Here is a 17,051-nt window from a genome sequence, read left to right on the forward strand (position 1 = left end):
CATGGTATAATTCCATAGACTTGAAGGAATGAATGGAGGCGGATATGGAGCTTCTTCAATTGCAGTATTTCATCGCGGTTGCCCGCCTGGAGCATATGACCGAGGCTGCACACAAGCTGCATGTTACTCAATCCTCACTTAGCAAGACCATTCAACGGCTGGAGGAGGATCTCGGAGTCCCATTGTTCGACCGGAGCGGGAGGAAGCTGCGGTTAAATGAGCCGGGACGCAGATTTCTTGAGCGTGCGGAGAAGGCGCTGTTTGAATTGGAGCAGGGGAGGCAGGAGCTTAAGGACCTGTCCAGCCTTGTGTCCAGCACTCTTGAATTAGCGGTAACCACTGCGAGTACCTTGCCTGGTATCCTCCGGGAGTTTCGGCTCAAGCTGCCGGATATCCATTTTCACGTACAAATGCTGCCCATGCAGGAGATGATTACCCTTCTTCAGAGGGGAGAAGTTGATTTCTGCTTGTCCTCTCCTCCGGTCAGAGGGGAGGATTTGGAATGTCAGGTGGTCTGTAATGATCATATTCACCTTGCCGTTCCAGCCGGCCACCCTCTGGCAGATCGTAAGAGCCTGGGCTTGATAGAGCTTAAGAATGAGTGGTTTGTGGGTGTCAAACAAGGCTACGGGATTCGAGATTTGGTGGATTCCGTCTGCCAGGCTTCAGGATTCCTGCCACGCTATGTATATGAGGGAGACGAACCGGCCCGCTTGATTGACCTGGTGGAAGCCGGAATCGGCTTAGCCTTCATACCGGGTACGGCAAGGAATGCGCATGATCATATTCGTCTGATTCCGCTGGAAGACGAGGGACTGGTCAGGGAAATCGCCTTGTTGTGGCATAAGAACCGCTATATTTCACAGGCGGGCCTGATTTTCCGTGAGGTTGTTATGGAGTATTTCGCTAAGCTATGATGTCACCGGGAGGGATGAACCTATGAACGATACACAGACTACAGAACATAAGCGCATACTGGTGGTGTTTCCGCATCCTGACGATGAGGCTTTTGGAGCGGCTGGCACTATTGCGAAGTATATCCAGCAAGGCGCAGAAGTAACCTATGCCTGCCTGACGCTAGGCGAGATGGGGCGCAATATGGGGATTCCGCCGTTTGCCAACCGGGTGACGCTGCCGGAGATCCGCAAGGAAGAGCTGCGGGCATCCTGCCGGGCTATCGGCATACAAGACTTAAGGATGCTGGGCTTCCACGATAAAATGATTGAATTCGAGGATCAGCAGCTGCTGGATCAGACACTGCTGGCGCTGATCCATGAGCTGGCTCCGACGCTTGTGATTACCTTCTATCCCGGTTATAGCGTACACCCGGATCATGATGCTACAGGAGCAGCGGTTATCCGGGCGGTCCGGCAGATGCCGCCTGCGGAGCGTCCGGTGGTTCACTGCGGCGCATTCGCTATTGGCCATGAGAAGCATATCGGCCTCCCGGATGTGCATGTCGATGTCACCGCATTTCTGGACAAGAAGATGGCCTCTATCCAGGCACACCGTTCGCAATTCCAGGCGGCGGAGCTTGTCGGCAATCAGGTGCTGACGGCCGAAGAGATTCAGCTCCGCTTCGGGCATGAAGCCTTCTGGACCTACCCCATGAACACACAACACTAAGAGAAGGCAGGAATAACATATGAATCCTATGAATCAGAAAGACAGAATGCTCGCAGGATTGCCTTATAAAGCATGGCTGGACGGATTAACCGAAGAACGGACGGCCGCCCGGCTGCTGGTTCATCAGCTGAATTCACTCTCTCCTGACGCACATGAGGAGAGAGACGGGCTGATCCGTAAGCTTTTGGGCGCAACGGGGGAGCTTGTGCATATTGAGACTCCCTTCCGCTGCGATTATGGATCGAATATCACCGTAGGGAATAATTTCTATGCCAATTTCAACTGTACGATTCTCGATGTAGGCAAGGTGGTCATCGGCGAGAATGTCATGTTCGCTCCGAATGTATCACTCTATACAGCAGGCCATCCCGTCCATCCCGATTCCAGGAATTCTGGCTATGAATACGGGATTGCCATCACCATCGGCAACAATGTGTGGATCGGCGGTAATGTTATTGTGAATCCGGGCGTGACCATCGGGAATAACGTGGTCATAGGGGCAGGTAGTGTAGTGACTAAGGATATCCCTGATAATGTGATCGCCGTAGGCAGTCCGTGCCGGATTATCCGTGAGATCACGGAAGAAGACCGGAAATATTACTATAAGGATCGGGAGTTTGACGTCACTGACTACGTGTAGAGTCGCTGCTATACCGTCCTTAAGGGACAGGATTCGTTTCAGATCAGCACATAAGTGGCCCTCAGCGGCCCGTGCACCCCGACCACCAGCTTCATTTCAATATCCGCGGAATTGGAGGGACCGGAGATGAAATTAATTGATGAGCCCACCGGTTCCCCGGCCTCAATTCTCCGGTTAAGCGCCACAGCGGCATCCGTGGAGCGAAGCACCAGCTTCTCACGTTCAATCACCGCAATATAATGAGCAGGCAGGAAATGGAGCGACCGGCCCTGATCGGGGCGGCTCTCCACCACAACCGTTCCAGATTCCGCAAGTGCACAGTCGGCGAAGACTATGGCTGTATTCGCCGATTCAGCACGCCTGATATTCTCCGCACGTCCCGCCGCTTCTTCCCATACGGCAGCATCAGGGAAGGCCAGCCCGTATTCCCTGAACCGGGGATCACCGGAAGTCATCACGGCCCCGCCGCCACTTGCCTCTATCAGATCATCTAACGTTCTCTGCAGCAGCTCCCGCTTCGTCTCAATCACCTGAGTGTGGATGAAGAAGCATTGCTCCTTAAGCATCTCTACAAGATCATCTTGAGTAAGCGGACCGTAGCTGTCAGGAATGAAATTCTGGATCGGAGGACGCTGAACCTCTGACTTCCGTGCCCGTCCCAGCTTGGCGGCAATAGTATTCAGAAAAGCCTCCTTATTCATGTTCATATTCGTGTTCTCGGATGCTGTCATTACTCTGCCCCTCCTTTGCGCTTCTTCAGCCATGCCCGGAAGCTGTCATGCTGCTTGACGGGCTGCTTCAGGTCGCGTGAACCAATCCACCCCTGAATGATAGCCGGTCCCCGTACAATACGTCCATGTTTGCTCATGATCCGGCTGGCAGAATGGGCGAGCCTGAGCGTTTTGCCGAACAGGGCCGGGGAGGAGAGCAGCTTAGCGGCGGCCTTCATCTGGATTCGGTCGGCAGCGCCGGTTCTCTTCTGCTTCACAATATTCTGGCGGTGCATAATAAGCTGCTCATGCAGCGGGATTTTTACCGGACAGACATCTGTACACGCTCCGCAGAGGCTGGAGGCATACGGCAGCTCCTTATAGTCGTCATAACCGCCAAGCAGCGGCGTAATGACCGCACCAATCGGACCCGGGTAGATGGAACCGTAAGCATGCCCGCCGATATGGCGGTAGACCGGGCAGACATTCAGGCAGGCACCGCAGCGGATACACTGCAAGGCTTCGCCAAATTCACTTCCCAGAATATCCGAGCGGCCGTTATCGACGACCACCAGATGGAATTCCTCCGGTCCGTCGGTCTCCCCCGCTGCTGAGGGACCCATGACCGTGATATAGCTGGTCAGCTTCTGGCCGACAGCACTGCGGCAGAGCAGATTATCCAGGATCTCCATTTCCTCAATCGTCGGTACAATCCGTTCCATGCCCATCACTGCGATATGCGTCTTGGGAATAGCGGCGGTGAGGTCACCGTTCCCTTCATTCGTGACGAGATTAATTGCGCCCAGGTTGGCGATGGCGAAATTACAGCCCGTAATCCCGATCTCCGCATCCAGGAACTTCTGGCGCAGGACGGTGCGGGCGAACCCGGCCAGCTTCTCGGGCGTCTCATCGCCGGTGTATCCGAGCTTCTCTGCGAAGACACGCCTAATCTGCTCCCGGTCTTTATGCAGGGCGGGGGCTACGATATGGGAGGGAGGGTCCCAATCATCCATCTGCAGAATGTACTCTCCGAGATCCGTCTCAATCAACTCGCAGCCGGCTTCGAGCAGTACGCGGTTCAGTTCAATCTCCTCAGTAACCATGGACTTGGATTTGACGACCCGGGTCGCCTGCTTGCGTTCAATGACATCCCGTATATAACTGCTGGCCTCTTCCTTGGTTGCGGCAAAATAGATATGCCCGCCCTGCCGCTCAACATTATCCGCAAGCTGCTCCAGATAAAAGTCCAGGTTCGCCAGCGTATGCTGACGGATCAGCTGGCCGGCCTTCCGCCACTGCTCCCAATCCCCCAGCGCGGTAGCGGCTGTCAGCCGCCTAGTCTTAAGGCTGTCCTGTGCCGACCCCACGGCACTGCGCATGAAGGAATCCCCAAGGCCCTCCGCGGTCCGTTCGCTGAAGCTACGTGAATCCGTTTGCAGGCTCAAGTCAGTTTCCCCCTTTATGATTGGCAGGCGTATGCTGGTTGAGCACCTCTGCAATATGCATGACGCGTACCGGCTCACCCTTGCGGGACAGGCGCCCTCCGATGTTCATCAGGCAGCCCATATCTGCACTGATCAGGATATCGGCTCCGGTATCCAGCACACAGCCGCATTTCTCATCGGCCATCTGCCCGGAGATTTCAGGCATCTTCACCGCAAAAGTGCCGCCGAACCCGCAGCAGTTGTCGCTGTTCTTGAGCGGCTCAAGCTTCAGTCCCTTCACCTGCTCCAGCAGCTGGAAGGGCGTTTCCTTCTCGCCCAGCAGCCTGGTCATGTGGCAGGAGCGGTGGTAGGTAGCCGTTCCTTCGAGCGTGGCACCGACATCGGTGACCCCCAGCACTTTTACAATGAACTGGGTGAGTTCATATGATTTTTCTTTTAGAGCAACCGCTTTCAATTCCCACTCCGGGTCCCCGCTGAAGATCTTCGGATATTCATGAAACATAGCAATGCAGGAGCCGGACGGACCTACGACATAATCCGAAGCCTCGAAGGCCAGCATCATGTTCTGCATAGCAAGCTTAGATTCTTGCAGATAACCGCTGTTGTACGTAGGCTGGCCGCAGCACACCTGTGAAGCGGGGTAATCAATCTCGCAGCCGAGCCGCTCCAGAACTTCAACCATGGCAATACCGGCATTCGGAGCCATAAGATCTACCAGACAAGTGGAAAAAATACTGACTCGCACTCCCATCCCTCCCATCAATGAAAACCTATATTCACAGCTTAACTCAATAAGTCAATGAAAAACAACACAAAAACAAATAAAAAATGTGAAACTTATTGACAATAAATATTGATAGCGTTTACACTATGGATGGGTAATTGGAGAAATGGAATAATCTACAATGGAATAATCTACCTTGAGGGGGAGAAACAGTGACCAAGCATTTGATGTATATCAACGGCCAATTTACGGAATCCGAAGGCAAAGAGTGGATGGAAGTAACCAATCCGGCGACCGACGAAGTCATCTCACAGGTTCCCAAGGCAACCAGGAATGATGTCATACGTGCCATTGATGCAGCGGAGCAAGCCCAGGCAGAGTGGGAGGAGACTCCGGCGGTAGAGCGCGGCAAGTACTTGCATGCGATTGCTGACGGCATCCGGGCAGAGGCGGACAGCATCGCCAGGCTGATCTCGGAGGAAGTCGGTAAGACGCTGGAATTATCCACCGTAGAGGTTCATTTCACTGCGGATTATTTAGATTATATGGCGGAATGGGCACGGCGTTATGAAGGGGAGATCGTTCAGAGCGACCGTGATAATGAGCATATTTTTGTATTCAAAAGAGCGATCGGCGTCACCACGGGCATTCTGCCCTGGAACTTTCCGTTCTTCCTGATTGCGAGAAAAATGGCCCCGGCGCTCATCACCGGCAACACGATTGTCGTGAAGCCCAGCGCTGAATCTCCTAACAATGCCATGGCGTTCAGCCGGATTGTGGATCAGGCCGGATTGCCTAAGGGTGTATTCAACCTTATTACAGGCAGAGGTGCAGAAGTGGGCAACGAGCTGTCCAGTAATGCCAAGGTAGGTATGGTTAGTCTTACGGGCAGCGTACCTGCAGGGCAGAAGGTTATGGAGGCGGCGGCTGAGAATATCATCAAGGTCAGCTTGGAGCTGGGCGGCAAAGCACCTGCCATCGTAATGAAGGATGCCGATCTGGAGCTGGCTGTTCAGGCGATTGTGGCTTCCCGGGTCATTAATACAGGTCAGGTCTGTAACTGTGCGGAGCGTGTCTATGTCCATGAAGATATCAAGGAGGAATTCACCACTCGGCTGGTTGCAGCGATGAAGGCCGTGAAGTACGGAGACCCGCTTAAGGACACGGACATTCAGATGGGACCGCTTATCAACAAGGCCGCGCAGGAATCGGTACAGCAGAAGGTGGACCGGGCCGTTCAAGAAGGAGCCAAGATCGCTCTGGGCGGTAAAAAAGTTGAAGGAGCAGGCAGCTTCTTCGAGCCGACAGTGATCACAGACGCGACGAATGAGATGGAGATTGTGAAGGATGAAATTTTCGGTCCGGTCATCCCCGTCATTACGTTCTCAACTCTGGATGAGGCGATTGCCCTCGCCAATGACAGTGAATTTGGCTTAACCTCATCGCTATATACGCAGAATCTGAACGTCGCCATGAAAGTAATCAAGCGGCTGAAGTACGGGGAGACGTATATCAACCGCGAGAATTTCGAAGCGATGCAGGGCTTCCATGCAGGCTGGAGAAAATCCGGCATCGGCGGCGCTGACGGCAAGCACGGCTTGAACGAATACCTCCAGACCCATGTCGTCTACTTGCAGTACGACAAATCGGTTAACTGAATACGCAGCGACTGTTTGCTGCTTTGGTGAGGCGGCCCTTGTTTGGGGGCCGTTTTTTGGTGTTTTTCGGAGAGGCAGGTACGTAGTGTGCTTGGGCAGCATGAATTTTACATTATCCATCCGTTAGTGTGATTTTATTCTTAGCTATTTCATTATTATACCCGGGTAATATTGCATTTATATTTTTACCCGGGTATAATTAAATCAAATAGAAGGAGGTCAACCTATAACATGAGTATGAGTAATGAACAGACGCATTCTTACTGCACGGCATTTTTGGGAGCGGAAGCTGTTTCCAGCGGTTCATTAGAGCAGGTGGTTACTACAGTGAAGGGGAGGCTGAGTGACAGTGAACTGGCCCGGGTGCTTATCTTTGACGATTCCACGGGGAAGCCGATAGATGTTGATTATCACGGGACAACAGATGATGTGCTTACGCGGTTAGCAGAACCTTCAGGTGAGTCAACCGCTACAGAAGTGAATCCCCAGACCACGCGCCGGGCCGGACGGCCCAAGCTGGGGGTTGTATCCGGTGAGGTTACTTTATTGCCAAGGCAGTGGGAGTGGCTCAAAGCCCAGCCTGGAGGGGCATCGGTAACCTTACGCAAGCTGGTTGATGAAGCCCGCCGTACCGGAGAACAGCAGAGTACCATCCGCAAGTCACAAGAAGCAGCTTATGCCTTTATGACAGCCATGGCCGGGGATTTCAGCCATTATGAAGAAGCTCTGCGCGCATTGTATGCCGGTGATGCGGAGCGTTTGGACCAATGTACCCAAGACTGGGCACCTGATATCCGCAACCATGTGAAGCAGTTAGCTGCAGTTGCATTACAGAAGAAGAATTGAAGGAGAACAGACACTATGAACATTATACAGACGAATAGCATTGAGCTGGCTTACGACAGCTTCGGCAATGATAATGACGAGGTGATGATCTTGATTGCCGGACTTGGAACCCAGATGATCCGCTGGACTGTTCCATTTTGTGAACAACTAGCGGCCCGGGGCTTCCGGGTGATCCGTTTTGACAATCGGGACACGGGCTGCTCCACCCATTACAGCCATTACCCGGCTATGGATTTCAATGCCTTGGCGGCTGCGCTCATGTCGGGTCAACGGCCGGACATGCCTTACACGCTTGATGACATGGCCGGTGACGTGATCGGATTGCTTGATGCCCTGGGTATTGACGGGGCACATATCGTTGGCCGGTCCATGGGCGGAATGATCGCCCAGCTTGTTGCCAGTAAGTACCCGGACCGGGTCCTGTCGCTCACGTCCATCATGTCTACGTCCGGGAATCCTTCCCTTCCGCAGGCTTCCCCGGAGGTGATGGGGATGATGACTGCCCCGGGGCCGAACCCGTTTGAGGATGAGGCAGGATTTTTAGCGCACAGCATGGCTTTTGCCAAGCGTATTGCCGGTACCGGCCATCCATTCGATGAAGAAGCTTACCGGGCACTCATTGCGGAGGAATTCCGGCGGGCCTACGACCCGGGCAGTGTGGGACGGCAGATTGCTGCGATTGCGGTCTCCGGTGACCGCCGTCCGCTGCTGGCAGCCATTGAGGTCCCTGCACTTGTCATTCACGGGATGGACGATCCTCTGTTCGTTCCGGCGTGCGGCGAGGACACCGCTTCCTCCATCCCGGGCGCTGAGCTGATGCTGGTTGAAGGCATGGGACATGACCTGCCGCACCAGTTGTATCAGCAGATGATCGATGCTATTGAGCGGACGGCTCAGCGCAGTTGACTAACCACTACGTTGTGTAGTAGATTATAACTACTACGTAGTGTAGTAATAATGTTATGGACGCATAACAGACATATGAGGTGTTCACGGTGAACAAGATTCAGAAGCTATCGGATACAGAATTAGAGTTAATGGAAGCCATTTGGGCGAGTACACCGCCAGTTACTTCAACGGAGCTGCTGAACCAGTTCGCGCATAAGGGAAGGGATTGGAAGGCGCAGACGATATCTACCTTTTTGTCACGATTAGTGGATAAGGGGTTTCTGACGGCTACCCGGCATGGGCGGCTGAACAAGTATGTACCCGGCATTTCACCTGAGGACTATAAGCTGGTGGAGACTCAGCATGTCCTGGACGGGCTGTATCAGGGTTCGGTCAAGAATCTGATCTCTGCTATGTATGACGGCGACAAGCTGTCGGACCAGGATATTGACGAGCTGAAGCAATGGTTCTCGGAAAAGTAGGTGATGACGATGAAGACCTTGCTCGATATTCTAATCCCGCTAACCGTTGCCGGAAGCGTAGTGACACTCAGTATACAGGTACTGGGGAGGTTCTCCACCGGACATTTCCCGGCCCGATGGCGTTACGGACTCATTAAGCTGGCCTTAGTCTTTTATTTGTTCCCTATAGCTCTTATCCTGCCGTGGCTATCCCAACACCTGATTGTGCCGCACGCAGCCACAGGTGTACAGAATCCCCAGAGCGGGAGGATAACAGGGTATATAGCGGAATCTCTGCAGCCTACTCTAGCCCTTACCACAAGTACGGCCTATATCCTGTTAGGGATCTGGGCAGCGGGAGCCATTACTTTTGCCGCCTGGCAAGGGTATGCGTACCGCAGGTTCACCAGAGTGCTTAAGCGTAACCGGACCATGGTACCGGAGAATAGCGAGACAGCCATGATGCTGAGAAGCATCAAGGAGGAGCTTGGACTCACCTGTAGCGTGAAGCTCGCATTCAGTCATGTCGCACGCAGTCCTTTTCTGGCAGGATTATGGAGACCGGCGATCTATCTGCCTGTAGAGAGTCATGTCAATCTGGATATGGAGATGGTCCTGCGCCATGAATTGGTTCATCTGAAGCGGAAGGATCTGTGGATCAAAGCTGCATTGCTATTCGCCCGTACCTTGCACTGGTATAATCCGCTGGTTCATACGGTCCGGCATGAGCTTCATACCTGGAGCGAGCTGACCTGTGACCAGGAGGTTGTGCAGAAGATGTCTCATGCCGACCGCAAACGTTACGGCGGGACGATTCTGAATGTTATGGCAGGACCTGCCAGTCACCCCGGAGCGTTCTACGCCTCATTATCCGGTGACGGCAAACAATTACAAAGGAGATTATCCCATATGCTTAACGTCAAAAAACTAAACAGACAGACCCTCTTCCTATCGGTTGCCGCAGCACTGTTAATCGCCGGAATCGGCACATCTACTGCAGCATTGGCCTCTAAGATGACGCCGAAAGTTGTCGCCGACTCGGAGTATACTTCTTCTGACAATGCGGCTTCCGAAATTGCAGCTTCTAAAGTGCCCAAGGGTAAAATAACCGAGCCTGCCAAAGTATCTGGCACCGAGCCTGCCGAGAGCAGCACCATCCCCGCCCAGGAATATACAGCAGGACAACTCGTTGCCGGGCCCGCTGAATCTGCTGATTCTGTAACGGTTCCCGCTGAAGTGGCTCCTGGAGCTGCTCAAGCAGACATCACTGCGCAGCCGCTGCCTGAGCTTGTAGCATCCCCTGCTGAAAGTGCTCCCGTAACCGTGCCAAAAGCAAGTGCTGCCCAATCGGATTCCGGGCTTGCCCCTGCACCAGTACCTGAGCGGGAAAAGGCCATGGTAGAGGCTCTTCCCGAGCTGGTGCCGGCTCCTGCACCTTCTAAGTAACATAAGATATCTTGTGTAATTATATTGTGAACAATATTATCAATGACAGGAGCGGCTTCCATGTGGAGCTGCTCTTGTTCTTTGCGTTTTGATTTGATACTGACTATATTAATAGAGATAAGTTACACTTCTCCCGGCCGCGCCCCTCTGAATTTATTGGGGTAGAGTATTTCAGTATGAGGATAATTTGAAGTATTGGGGGCGAAGGAATGGACAGGCTATCGAGGATCAGATCCGAAGAGAAAATATATCATGATCAATGTTATGAGAGCAGCAAGTTATTTCAACCAGGCTCCTGGCTGCACAAACCCGTTACTACAGTCATTAATCTTATCAATCAGTATAAGGATCAAGAATACATTAGCATACTGGATCTGGGAGCTGGGGTTGGCCGGAATAGCATTCCGATCGCCGAATCGGTTAAGCCTAGGAATGGGAAAGTTGTATGTGTAGACTTGCTGGAGTCAGCCATAGCGAAGCTGAAGAGTTACAGTCAGCAGTTCGGTGTCGAGCCTTACATTGTACCTGTTCTATCTGATATTGAACACTTCTTCATTGAACCCAATGAATATGATATTATCATAGCCGTATCCTCATTGGAGCATGTTAGTTCGGCACAGGCACTGGAGCAGAAACTGAGTGAAATGAATGCCGGGACAAGGGCAGGCGGGGCGAATTGTATTATTATCGCGTCCAATATCCGGGAAATGCTTCTAGAGAATAAGCAAGAGCTGGACCCCATGTTTGAAGTGAATCTGTCTACTGAAAGAATGATTGAACTATTGAAACAGCAGTTTGCCGGATGGGAGATAGAGCAGCTGATCGTAAAACCCTTAGCATTTGAGATCAACAGAAACGGGCTGCCCGTCAAGTTGACCTCTGATTGCATAACCTTTGTTGCCAAGAAAAGCTGATCTTATAGAGATCGGCCTTTTTTGATAGTGATGGAGGTAATTAGAGTTTTTCTCCCCGCCTGTGACCACACGCACCACATCTTCCGTGAACTAGGCTACATTAAGAGTATGCCAAATGAAAGGTTTCACAAACTTCCGAAATTTGATTTGAATCCTCCTTTTTAAGCGGCTGGCGTAATAGAATGAGGTTGCTGATAAGGATTATCAATCAAATATTGGAGGCTAACACATATGAGTACACAGACCAGACAAATCGCAGGCGACATCCACTGGGTAGGCAAAATAGACAATCGCGAAGTTCCGTTCCACCGCCTGATTCTCGCCAAGGGCACCACCTATAACTCCTATCTCCTCAAAACCGGCAAGCCGACCGTAATCGATACCGTGGATATGGAATTCGGCCGCGAATATGCCGAGTGTCTCGCCGGAATGATTGACCTTATGGATATTCATTACATTGTCATTAACCATACCGAGCCTGACCACTCCGGCGGACTTGCGGCACTGGCAGCACAGGCCCTGAATGCTACGATTGTCTGCACCGAGATCGCTGTGCCTGAGCTGCAGGAGATGTATAAGCTGCACAGCCGCAACTTCCTGGTGGTGAAGGACGGAGACACGCTGGATATCGGCGGCAAAACCCTGCTGTTCAAAGAAACGCCGTACCTCCACACCGCAGAGACGATGATTACGTACTGTGTGGAAGACAAGATCCTGTTCCCTTGCGATATTTTCAGTACGCATGTGGCTGCCGAGCATCTGTTCAGTGATGAAGCAGGTTTCGATATCACGGAAGATTACAAAGGCTATTATGCAGCGATTATCCACCCGCACAGAAGATATGTAAGAACGCTGCTGGAAGCAGTGAAGGATCTGGAGATCTGCATGATTGCGCCATCCCACGGGTTCCTGATCCGCGAGGACATTCCTAAGTTCATCGGGCTGTACGCCACCATGAGCCGGGAGACCACCCAGGGCAAGAAGGCTGTCATTGTCTATACCACCATCAAGAACAGCACGAAGAAGATGGCCGCAATCATTGAGAATTGCCTGAAGGAGAACAATATTGAGACAGAAGTCTGGAACGCAGATAAAAGCAGCACCGCAGACATCCTGCGCAGCATAGAATCGGCAGACGCCGTCTTCATCGGCAGCTCCACGAAGTATGCGGATATGATCGGGAACCTGGAGGAAGTGCTGAAGGGTATGCATGAGATGAATCTGGAAGGCAAGCTTGCTACTGCGTTTGGCTCCTACGGCTGGAGCGGAGAAGCGATCGAGGTCATTCAGGATTATCTGAACGGAACGAATATGACTGTACAGAGTACCTCTGAGGTTATCAAAACCACCGGCATGACCCATGTAGAGTTCCCCGTTCGGGTAAGATTCTCCCCAAGAGAGCCTGAGAAGGTCCAGAAGATTAAGCATGCAACCGAATTTGTCTCGGATCTGCTGCTCAGTTCAATCTAGGGAGGAGGAAGCGAACATGACGAAGCATTACGTAATTGTTGGCGGCGGTGTAACTGCCGTCCATGCCGCCAAAGCGATCCGCGATCAGGACGCGGACTCGGAAATCTCGATCATCGGGGAAGAGAGCGGCCTGCCGTATAACCGGATCAAGCTGACCAAGGGCCTGTTCACCGACCTGCACAGCGAGAAGGTTCTGATCAAGAAGGAGAAATGGTACCGCGATAACCGCATCACCGTACAGTCGTCCACCCGCATCGTGTCTATCCACCCGGAGCGCCAGACGATAGAGACAGAGAGCGGCCAGTGTGTGGAATACCATAAGCTGCTGCTCTGCATGGGGGCGAAGAACCGCGCATTAACCATTCAGGGTGCCGGACTTGCTAACGTACACACCATCCGGGAGCTGGCTGATGCAGACCGGCTGAAGGACGGTCTTAAGGAAGGCAGCCGCGTAACGGTCATCGGCGGAGGGGTGCAGGGGATTGAGACCGCCTGGGCGCTTCACGAAGCAGGATATAACGTGACTGTGGTTGAATACGCACCCGCCCTGATGGGCAGACAACTGGACAGCTACTCTTCCAAGCTTTTGCAAGAAACCCTTGAACAATCCGGGGTGAAGGTGATTCTTCAAGCGGGCGTGGCTTCCATCGAGGGTACAGAGTACGTCACCGGGGTTACGCTGAATGACGGCACGAGCTTCCCGTGTGACCATGTGGTCTACTCTATTGGGATTGTTCCGAATACTGCTCTGGTTGACGACTCGAATATTGAGGTCCACAGCGGCATTGTTGTGGATGAATATCTGCAGACGAGTGCACCGAACATCTATGCAGCCGGGGACGTTGCCGAGTTCGACGGGCTGGTGGAAGGCCTGTGGGGCGGAGCGATGGAACAGGGCAAGATCGCAGGAAGCAATATGGCTGAAGCCCGGAGTGTATACCGCAGAGCGGTTCCGGTGACCTTGTTCAATGCGTTCGGGGTGTCCTTATTCTCCATCGGCAACACCGATGAGCGGAATTGCGATGAGTCGGTATGCGGTGAAGAGAATGGAGAGTATACACGGATTTTTGTGAAGGATCATGTCATTGTCGGGGCGTTGTCCTGGCAGGGTGCTGCAGCTTCGCTGGCTTACAAGGCGGCTGTTGAGCAAGGCGTCCGGCTGAGCGGAAGTGCTGACGGCATGAGCATTGACGAGATTATAGCAGAAACGCAGGCTGTATTGAATTAATTCACTAACCATAATAACAGGAGCTGATTACGATGAAAAAATATATCTGTACCCCTTGCGGCTACATCTACAACCCGGCGGTAGGCGATCCCGATGAGGATGTAGCTGCCGGCACAGCGTTCGAGGATCTGCCGGAGGATTGGGTCTGCCCGGTCTGCGGTGAGGACACCAGCCATTTCGTACCTGTCGAAGAGAAGAACACAATTACCCAATAGAGGATTAAAGCTAAGGCTTCACATTTCACATTACAGGGGGAACGGTATGAAAGAGCATTCCTGCCAGCACGCCGCAGAACCTTGTACACGCAAGGTACCGATTTTTGCCGCGCTGACCGATGAGGATCTTACCCGGATCAGCGCCATGATTAAGCACCGCAAATTCACCAAGGGCCAGCCGCTAATTCTCGAAGGCGCACCGTCCGATACGCTGTACATTATTCAGCAGGGACATGTGAAATTATCCAAGCTCACGCCCGAAGGGAAGGAACAGATTTTACATATCCTGACGAACGGGGATTTCTTCGGGGAACTCAGTATTTTCAACAGCGACGAGCTTAGCAACTTCAGTGCGTATGCGCTGAAAGACACCAATATCTGCCTGCTGACCCGCAGCGATATGGAGCAGATCATGACCGAGAATCCAGACATCTCCCTGCGCCTGCTCTCCAGCGTAACCAAACGCCTCGCCCACACCGAGAATCTGGCACAGAGCCTGGCGACCAAGGACCCGGAAATCCGGATCGCTTATATGATTATGGAGCTGAGTGAGAAATACGGCAAGCCACGCGGCGGACGCGTACATATCGACCTGCCGCTGTCCCGCGAAGAGCTGGCCAGTTATGTCGGAGTGACCCGGGAGACGATCAGCAGGAAGTTCTCCCGATTCGAGGACTCCGGCCTGATCAAGCTGATCGGCAACAAGCAGATGGTCGTCATGGACCCGGCGGGTGTGGAGCGGTTCATGGGAATATAAGAAGAGCTAAATATAGATTATGCGGCATTTCTATCATTCGTTGATGGGGAATGCCGCTTTTTGGTATGGACAGCCCGTTCGTATGACAAATCTTAAGGCAATGTTAAGGTTACCCGTGTTTAACTGAAAGGTAGGGTCAACATAATGGACTTACAGCCTTGCGGGATGGGCGGGAGGAGAGGTGAATGATGAATCAAACGATTCTGATTGTGGATGATGAGAAGGAGATCCGGGAGCTGTTGCGCCTGTATGTTGAAAAGGATGGATATACCGTGATCCAGGCCGGTAACGGCCGGGAAGCACTGAAGCAGGCTGCAGCTGCACGGGTTGATCTGGCTGTCATCGACATTATGATGCCTGAGCTTGATGGCTATCAGCTGATTAAGGGCTTGAGAGAGCACAGCAATCTGCCTATTATCGTCGTTAGTGCCAAGACAGAGAATCACGAGAAAATTCTGGGGCTTGACCTTGGCGCGGATGATTATGTGACTAAGCCGTTTGACCCATTGGAGGTACTGGCAAGAATTAAAGCCCAATTACGCCGCTATAGCGGCGGTGCAGCGGACTCCGCAGCGGATATGCTGATGGCAGGGGAGCTGTGTCTGGACATTTCTGCTTGCGGTCTATACTGGGGCAGCGTGACAATTCACCTTACCGCAACAGAATTTAACATCATTAAGCTGTTTATGCAAAGCCCGGGTCGCGTATACACCAAGCAGCAGCTGTATGAAGCGGCCTGGCAGGAGACGGCTATCGTAGATGATAATACGGTGATGGTGGCCATCAGCAAGCTGCGCGCCAAGCTTCCCGGCGGCAGTAGAGTGTCCATTGGAACCGTGCGGGGATTAGGCTATCGGCTGGAGGTGCATCCATGAAGAATAAGCGCAGCTTCAGAAGAGTCATCATGCGCAGATTCATAGGCTATACCTTCCGCATTGCGCTGACGCTGCTGGTCCTGGAGCTATTGTTCGGTCTGCTTACATGGAAGAATGGGATGAACTTCGCGGAGCTGGCCTCTTCCCCGCTGGCTAAGGGAACGGAATCACTTCAGGTCACGTTGTCCGTGATCTGGATTCTTATTACAGCTGCCGTGTATTTTATCGGGATTACCTTGTTCGGGCGCGGGATCAACAGGAAGCTTATGGAGCCTGTAAGGAAGATGGAAGAAGGATTCAAGGCGGTGACCTCGGGCCATTTGAATACCAGACTGGATTTTGAGACGGAAACGGAATTTGGAGACATGCGGGATGCGTTCAACTATATGGCGCAGAGGCTGAAGGATGCCGAAGAACAGCGGATGAACATGGAGAGTGAGCGGATGCAGCTGTTCTCGCATATCGCCCATGATCTGAGAACTCCCATGACAACAATCTCCGGCTATGCCGGGGCCTTGGCAGGCGGGTTGGTTGAGGAGCCTGACAAACAGCGGGAATACCATCTGGCGATCCAAGCGAAATCGGGGCAGATGAACCAATTGATTGACCAGCTGCTGGCCTACTCCAAACTGGGTGCGCCCGGTTACCAGTTGAACTTAGTGAAGGTTGACCTTGTGGAGTTGCTTCGGATATCTTGCGCTACTCTATTTGGTGAAATCGAAGGTAAGCAAATGAACTTAGAGCTGCAATTACCGGACCATCCCGTGTTTTACATGTCAGACCCGCTGGAAATAAGCCGGGCTATCGGCAATCTGCTAACCAATGCAATCCGCCATAACCCGTCAGGCAGCCTGTTATATGTGGGATTAACGGATGAACCTGGCCGGATTGCAATCCATATTGCCGATAATGGAGCAGCGATCCCGGAGCCTATCGCCGGCAATCTGTTCGAGCCGTTTGTCTCCGGCAACGCTTCAAGAAGCACCAGCAGCGGAACAGGGCTAGGACTGGCAATTGTGCACAAGGTGATGGAACGGCATTCCGGCGGGGTTAGCGTATTGGACGCAGCCCCGCCCTATACCAAGGAGTTCGTCCTCAGTTTTCCTATAGGCTAAATCTGTAAGGACACAAATAGACGGAGGAGTGAC

18 protein-coding genes are annotated in these 17,051 nt (G+C 52.7%); 15 read left to right on the top strand and 3 right to left on the bottom strand.

The features are described from left to right. Window positions 1–44 precede the first annotated feature (44 nt). From MKZ07_RS06565 to MKZ07_RS06575, 3 genes are read left to right on the top strand one after another with little or no spacing between them, the layout of a single operon-like run. A complete protein-coding gene (locus MKZ07_RS06565; protein ID WP_076154132.1) occupies window positions 45–917 on the top strand; it encodes a LysR family transcriptional regulator in 873 nt (290 codons plus the stop codon). Window positions 918–939: 22 nt separating this feature from the next. Continuing rightward, window positions 940–1,626 carry a bacillithiol biosynthesis deacetylase BshB2 gene (gene bshB2 / locus MKZ07_RS06570; RefSeq protein ID WP_036693863.1) on the top strand — a complete coding sequence of 229 codons (687 nt, stop codon included), beginning with the start codon at window positions 940–942 and terminating at the stop codon, window positions 1,624–1,626. Between the two features lie 28 nt (window positions 1,627–1,654). Further along, entirely contained in the window at window positions 1,655–2,266 is a 612-nt protein-coding gene (locus tag MKZ07_RS06575) for a sugar O-acetyltransferase (protein ID WP_036694186.1), read from the top strand. A gap of 38 nt (window positions 2,267–2,304) precedes the next feature. On the opposite strand, the gene MKZ07_RS06580 is transcribed toward MKZ07_RS06575, so the two are convergent. The 3 genes from MKZ07_RS06580 to MKZ07_RS06590 are packed head-to-tail and all read right to left on the bottom strand — an operon-like array spanning window position 2,305 to window position 5,166. Beyond that, entirely contained in the window at window positions 2,305–2,997 is a 693-nt protein-coding gene (locus tag MKZ07_RS06580) for a LutC/YkgG family protein (protein WP_341025204.1), read from the bottom strand. Next, window positions 2,997–4,421, bottom strand: coding sequence for a LutB/LldF family L-lactate oxidation iron-sulfur protein (locus tag MKZ07_RS06585; protein WP_341025206.1), 1,425 nt, complete (start codon window positions 4,419–4,421; stop codon window positions 2,997–2,999). The genes MKZ07_RS06580 and MKZ07_RS06585 overlap by 1 nt, the downstream gene beginning before the upstream one ends. 1 nt (window position 4,422) lies before the next feature. Next, on the bottom strand, window positions 4,423–5,166 hold the full coding sequence (locus MKZ07_RS06590; RefSeq protein ID WP_341025208.1) for a (Fe-S)-binding protein: 744 nt from the start codon (window positions 5,164–5,166) through the stop codon (window positions 4,423–4,425). Between the two features lie 191 nt (window positions 5,167–5,357). On the opposite strand from MKZ07_RS06590, the gene aldA reads away from it, so the two are divergent. The 12 genes from aldA (at window position 5,358) to MKZ07_RS06650 (ending at window position 17,018) form a co-directional block, all read left to right on the top strand. Continuing rightward, complete coding sequence (gene aldA / locus MKZ07_RS06595; RefSeq protein ID WP_341025210.1) at window positions 5,358–6,803, top strand: aldehyde dehydrogenase; 1,446 nt, start codon at window positions 5,358–5,360, stop codon at window positions 6,801–6,803. A gap of 237 nt (window positions 6,804–7,040) precedes the next feature. Then, complete coding sequence (locus tag MKZ07_RS06600; RefSeq protein WP_036694183.1) at window positions 7,041–7,649, top strand: DUF2239 family protein; 609 nt, start codon at window positions 7,041–7,043, stop codon at window positions 7,647–7,649. 15 nt (window positions 7,650–7,664) lie between these two features. After that, the gene (locus MKZ07_RS06605) at window positions 7,665–8,555 is read left to right on the top strand and encodes an alpha/beta fold hydrolase (protein ID WP_036693856.1); all 891 of its coding nucleotides are present in this window, start codon (window positions 7,665–7,667) and stop codon (window positions 8,553–8,555) included. 89 nt (window positions 8,556–8,644) lie between these two features. After that, window positions 8,645–9,019, top strand: a complete 375-nt coding sequence (locus MKZ07_RS06610) for a BlaI/MecI/CopY family transcriptional regulator (RefSeq protein ID WP_036693854.1) — start codon at window positions 8,645–8,647, stop codon at window positions 9,017–9,019. A 9-nt stretch (window positions 9,020–9,028) separates the two neighbouring features. Continuing rightward, the gene (locus MKZ07_RS06615; protein WP_341025213.1) at window positions 9,029–10,444 is read left to right on the top strand and encodes a M56 family metallopeptidase; all 1,416 of its coding nucleotides are present in this window, start codon (window positions 9,029–9,031) and stop codon (window positions 10,442–10,444) included. 209 nt (window positions 10,445–10,653) lie between these two features. Next, on the top strand, window positions 10,654–11,358 hold the full coding sequence (locus MKZ07_RS06620; protein WP_076153892.1) for a class I SAM-dependent methyltransferase: 705 nt from the start codon (window positions 10,654–10,656) through the stop codon (window positions 11,356–11,358). 231 nt (window positions 11,359–11,589) lie between these two features. Beyond that, window positions 11,590–12,828 carry an FprA family A-type flavoprotein gene (locus MKZ07_RS06625; protein WP_341025217.1) on the top strand — a complete coding sequence of 413 codons (1,239 nt, stop codon included), beginning with the start codon at window positions 11,590–11,592 and terminating at the stop codon, window positions 12,826–12,828. Between the two features lie 16 nt (window positions 12,829–12,844). Beyond that, the gene (locus MKZ07_RS06630; RefSeq protein WP_341025219.1) at window positions 12,845–14,056 is read left to right on the top strand and encodes an NAD(P)/FAD-dependent oxidoreductase; all 1,212 of its coding nucleotides are present in this window, start codon (window positions 12,845–12,847) and stop codon (window positions 14,054–14,056) included. Window positions 14,057–14,088: 32 nt separating this feature from the next. Continuing rightward, window positions 14,089–14,271, top strand: a complete 183-nt coding sequence (rd, locus tag MKZ07_RS06635; RefSeq protein WP_036693846.1) for a rubredoxin — start codon at window positions 14,089–14,091, stop codon at window positions 14,269–14,271. Window positions 14,272–14,317: 46 nt separating this feature from the next. Continuing rightward, window positions 14,318–15,028: a Crp/Fnr family transcriptional regulator gene (locus tag MKZ07_RS06640; protein WP_036693844.1), complete on the top strand. Its 711-nt coding sequence runs from the start codon at window positions 14,318–14,320 to the stop codon at window positions 15,026–15,028. A 185-nt stretch (window positions 15,029–15,213) separates the two neighbouring features. After that, complete coding sequence (locus MKZ07_RS06645; protein WP_341025221.1) at window positions 15,214–15,903, top strand: response regulator transcription factor; 690 nt, start codon at window positions 15,214–15,216, stop codon at window positions 15,901–15,903. Next, window positions 15,900–17,018 (top strand): HAMP domain-containing sensor histidine kinase, encoded by a 1,119-nt coding sequence (locus MKZ07_RS06650; RefSeq protein ID WP_341025224.1) that lies wholly within the window; start codon window positions 15,900–15,902, stop codon window positions 17,016–17,018. The genes MKZ07_RS06645 and MKZ07_RS06650 overlap by 4 nt, the downstream gene beginning before the upstream one ends. The last annotated feature ends 33 nt before the right edge of the window (window positions 17,019–17,051 follow it).

The organism is Paenibacillus sp. FSL P4-0338 (assembly GCF_038002365.1).
Lineage (GTDB): Bacteria > Bacillota > Bacilli > Paenibacillales > Paenibacillaceae > Paenibacillus_AQ.

What these genes read in the sequence shown, in the direction of transcription:
- MKZ07_RS06575 (WP_036694186.1), top strand. Translation starts at nt 1,655, where the DNA reads ATGAATCAGAAAGACAGAATGCTCGCAGGATTGCCTTATAAAGCATGG.
- MKZ07_RS06620 (WP_076153892.1), top strand. Translation starts at nt 10,654, where the DNA reads ATGGACAGGCTATCGAGGATCAGATCCGAAGAGAAAATATATCATGAT.
- MKZ07_RS06580 (WP_341025204.1), bottom strand. Translation starts at nt 2,997, where the DNA reads ATGACAGCATCCGAGAACACGAATATGAACATGAATAAGGAGGCTTTT.
- bshB2 (WP_036693863.1), top strand. Translation starts at nt 940, where the DNA reads ATGAACGATACACAGACTACAGAACATAAGCGCATACTGGTGGTGTTT.
- MKZ07_RS06600 (WP_036694183.1), top strand. Translation starts at nt 7,041, where the DNA reads ATGAGTAATGAACAGACGCATTCTTACTGCACGGCATTTTTGGGAGCG.
- MKZ07_RS06565 (WP_076154132.1), top strand. Translation starts at nt 45, where the DNA reads ATGGAGCTTCTTCAATTGCAGTATTTCATCGCGGTTGCCCGCCTGGAG.
- MKZ07_RS06640 (WP_036693844.1), top strand. Translation starts at nt 14,318, where the DNA reads ATGAAAGAGCATTCCTGCCAGCACGCCGCAGAACCTTGTACACGCAAG.
- MKZ07_RS06630 (WP_341025219.1), top strand. Translation starts at nt 12,845, where the DNA reads ATGACGAAGCATTACGTAATTGTTGGCGGCGGTGTAACTGCCGTCCAT.
- MKZ07_RS06615 (WP_341025213.1), top strand. Translation starts at nt 9,029, where the DNA reads ATGAAGACCTTGCTCGATATTCTAATCCCGCTAACCGTTGCCGGAAGC.
- MKZ07_RS06645 (WP_341025221.1), top strand. Translation starts at nt 15,214, where the DNA reads ATGATGAATCAAACGATTCTGATTGTGGATGATGAGAAGGAGATCCGG.
- MKZ07_RS06605 (WP_036693856.1), top strand. Translation starts at nt 7,665, where the DNA reads ATGAACATTATACAGACGAATAGCATTGAGCTGGCTTACGACAGCTTC.
- rd (WP_036693846.1), top strand. Translation starts at nt 14,089, where the DNA reads ATGAAAAAATATATCTGTACCCCTTGCGGCTACATCTACAACCCGGCG.
- MKZ07_RS06625 (WP_341025217.1), top strand. Translation starts at nt 11,590, where the DNA reads ATGAGTACACAGACCAGACAAATCGCAGGCGACATCCACTGGGTAGGC.
- MKZ07_RS06650 (WP_341025224.1), top strand. Translation starts at nt 15,900, where the DNA reads ATGAAGAATAAGCGCAGCTTCAGAAGAGTCATCATGCGCAGATTCATA.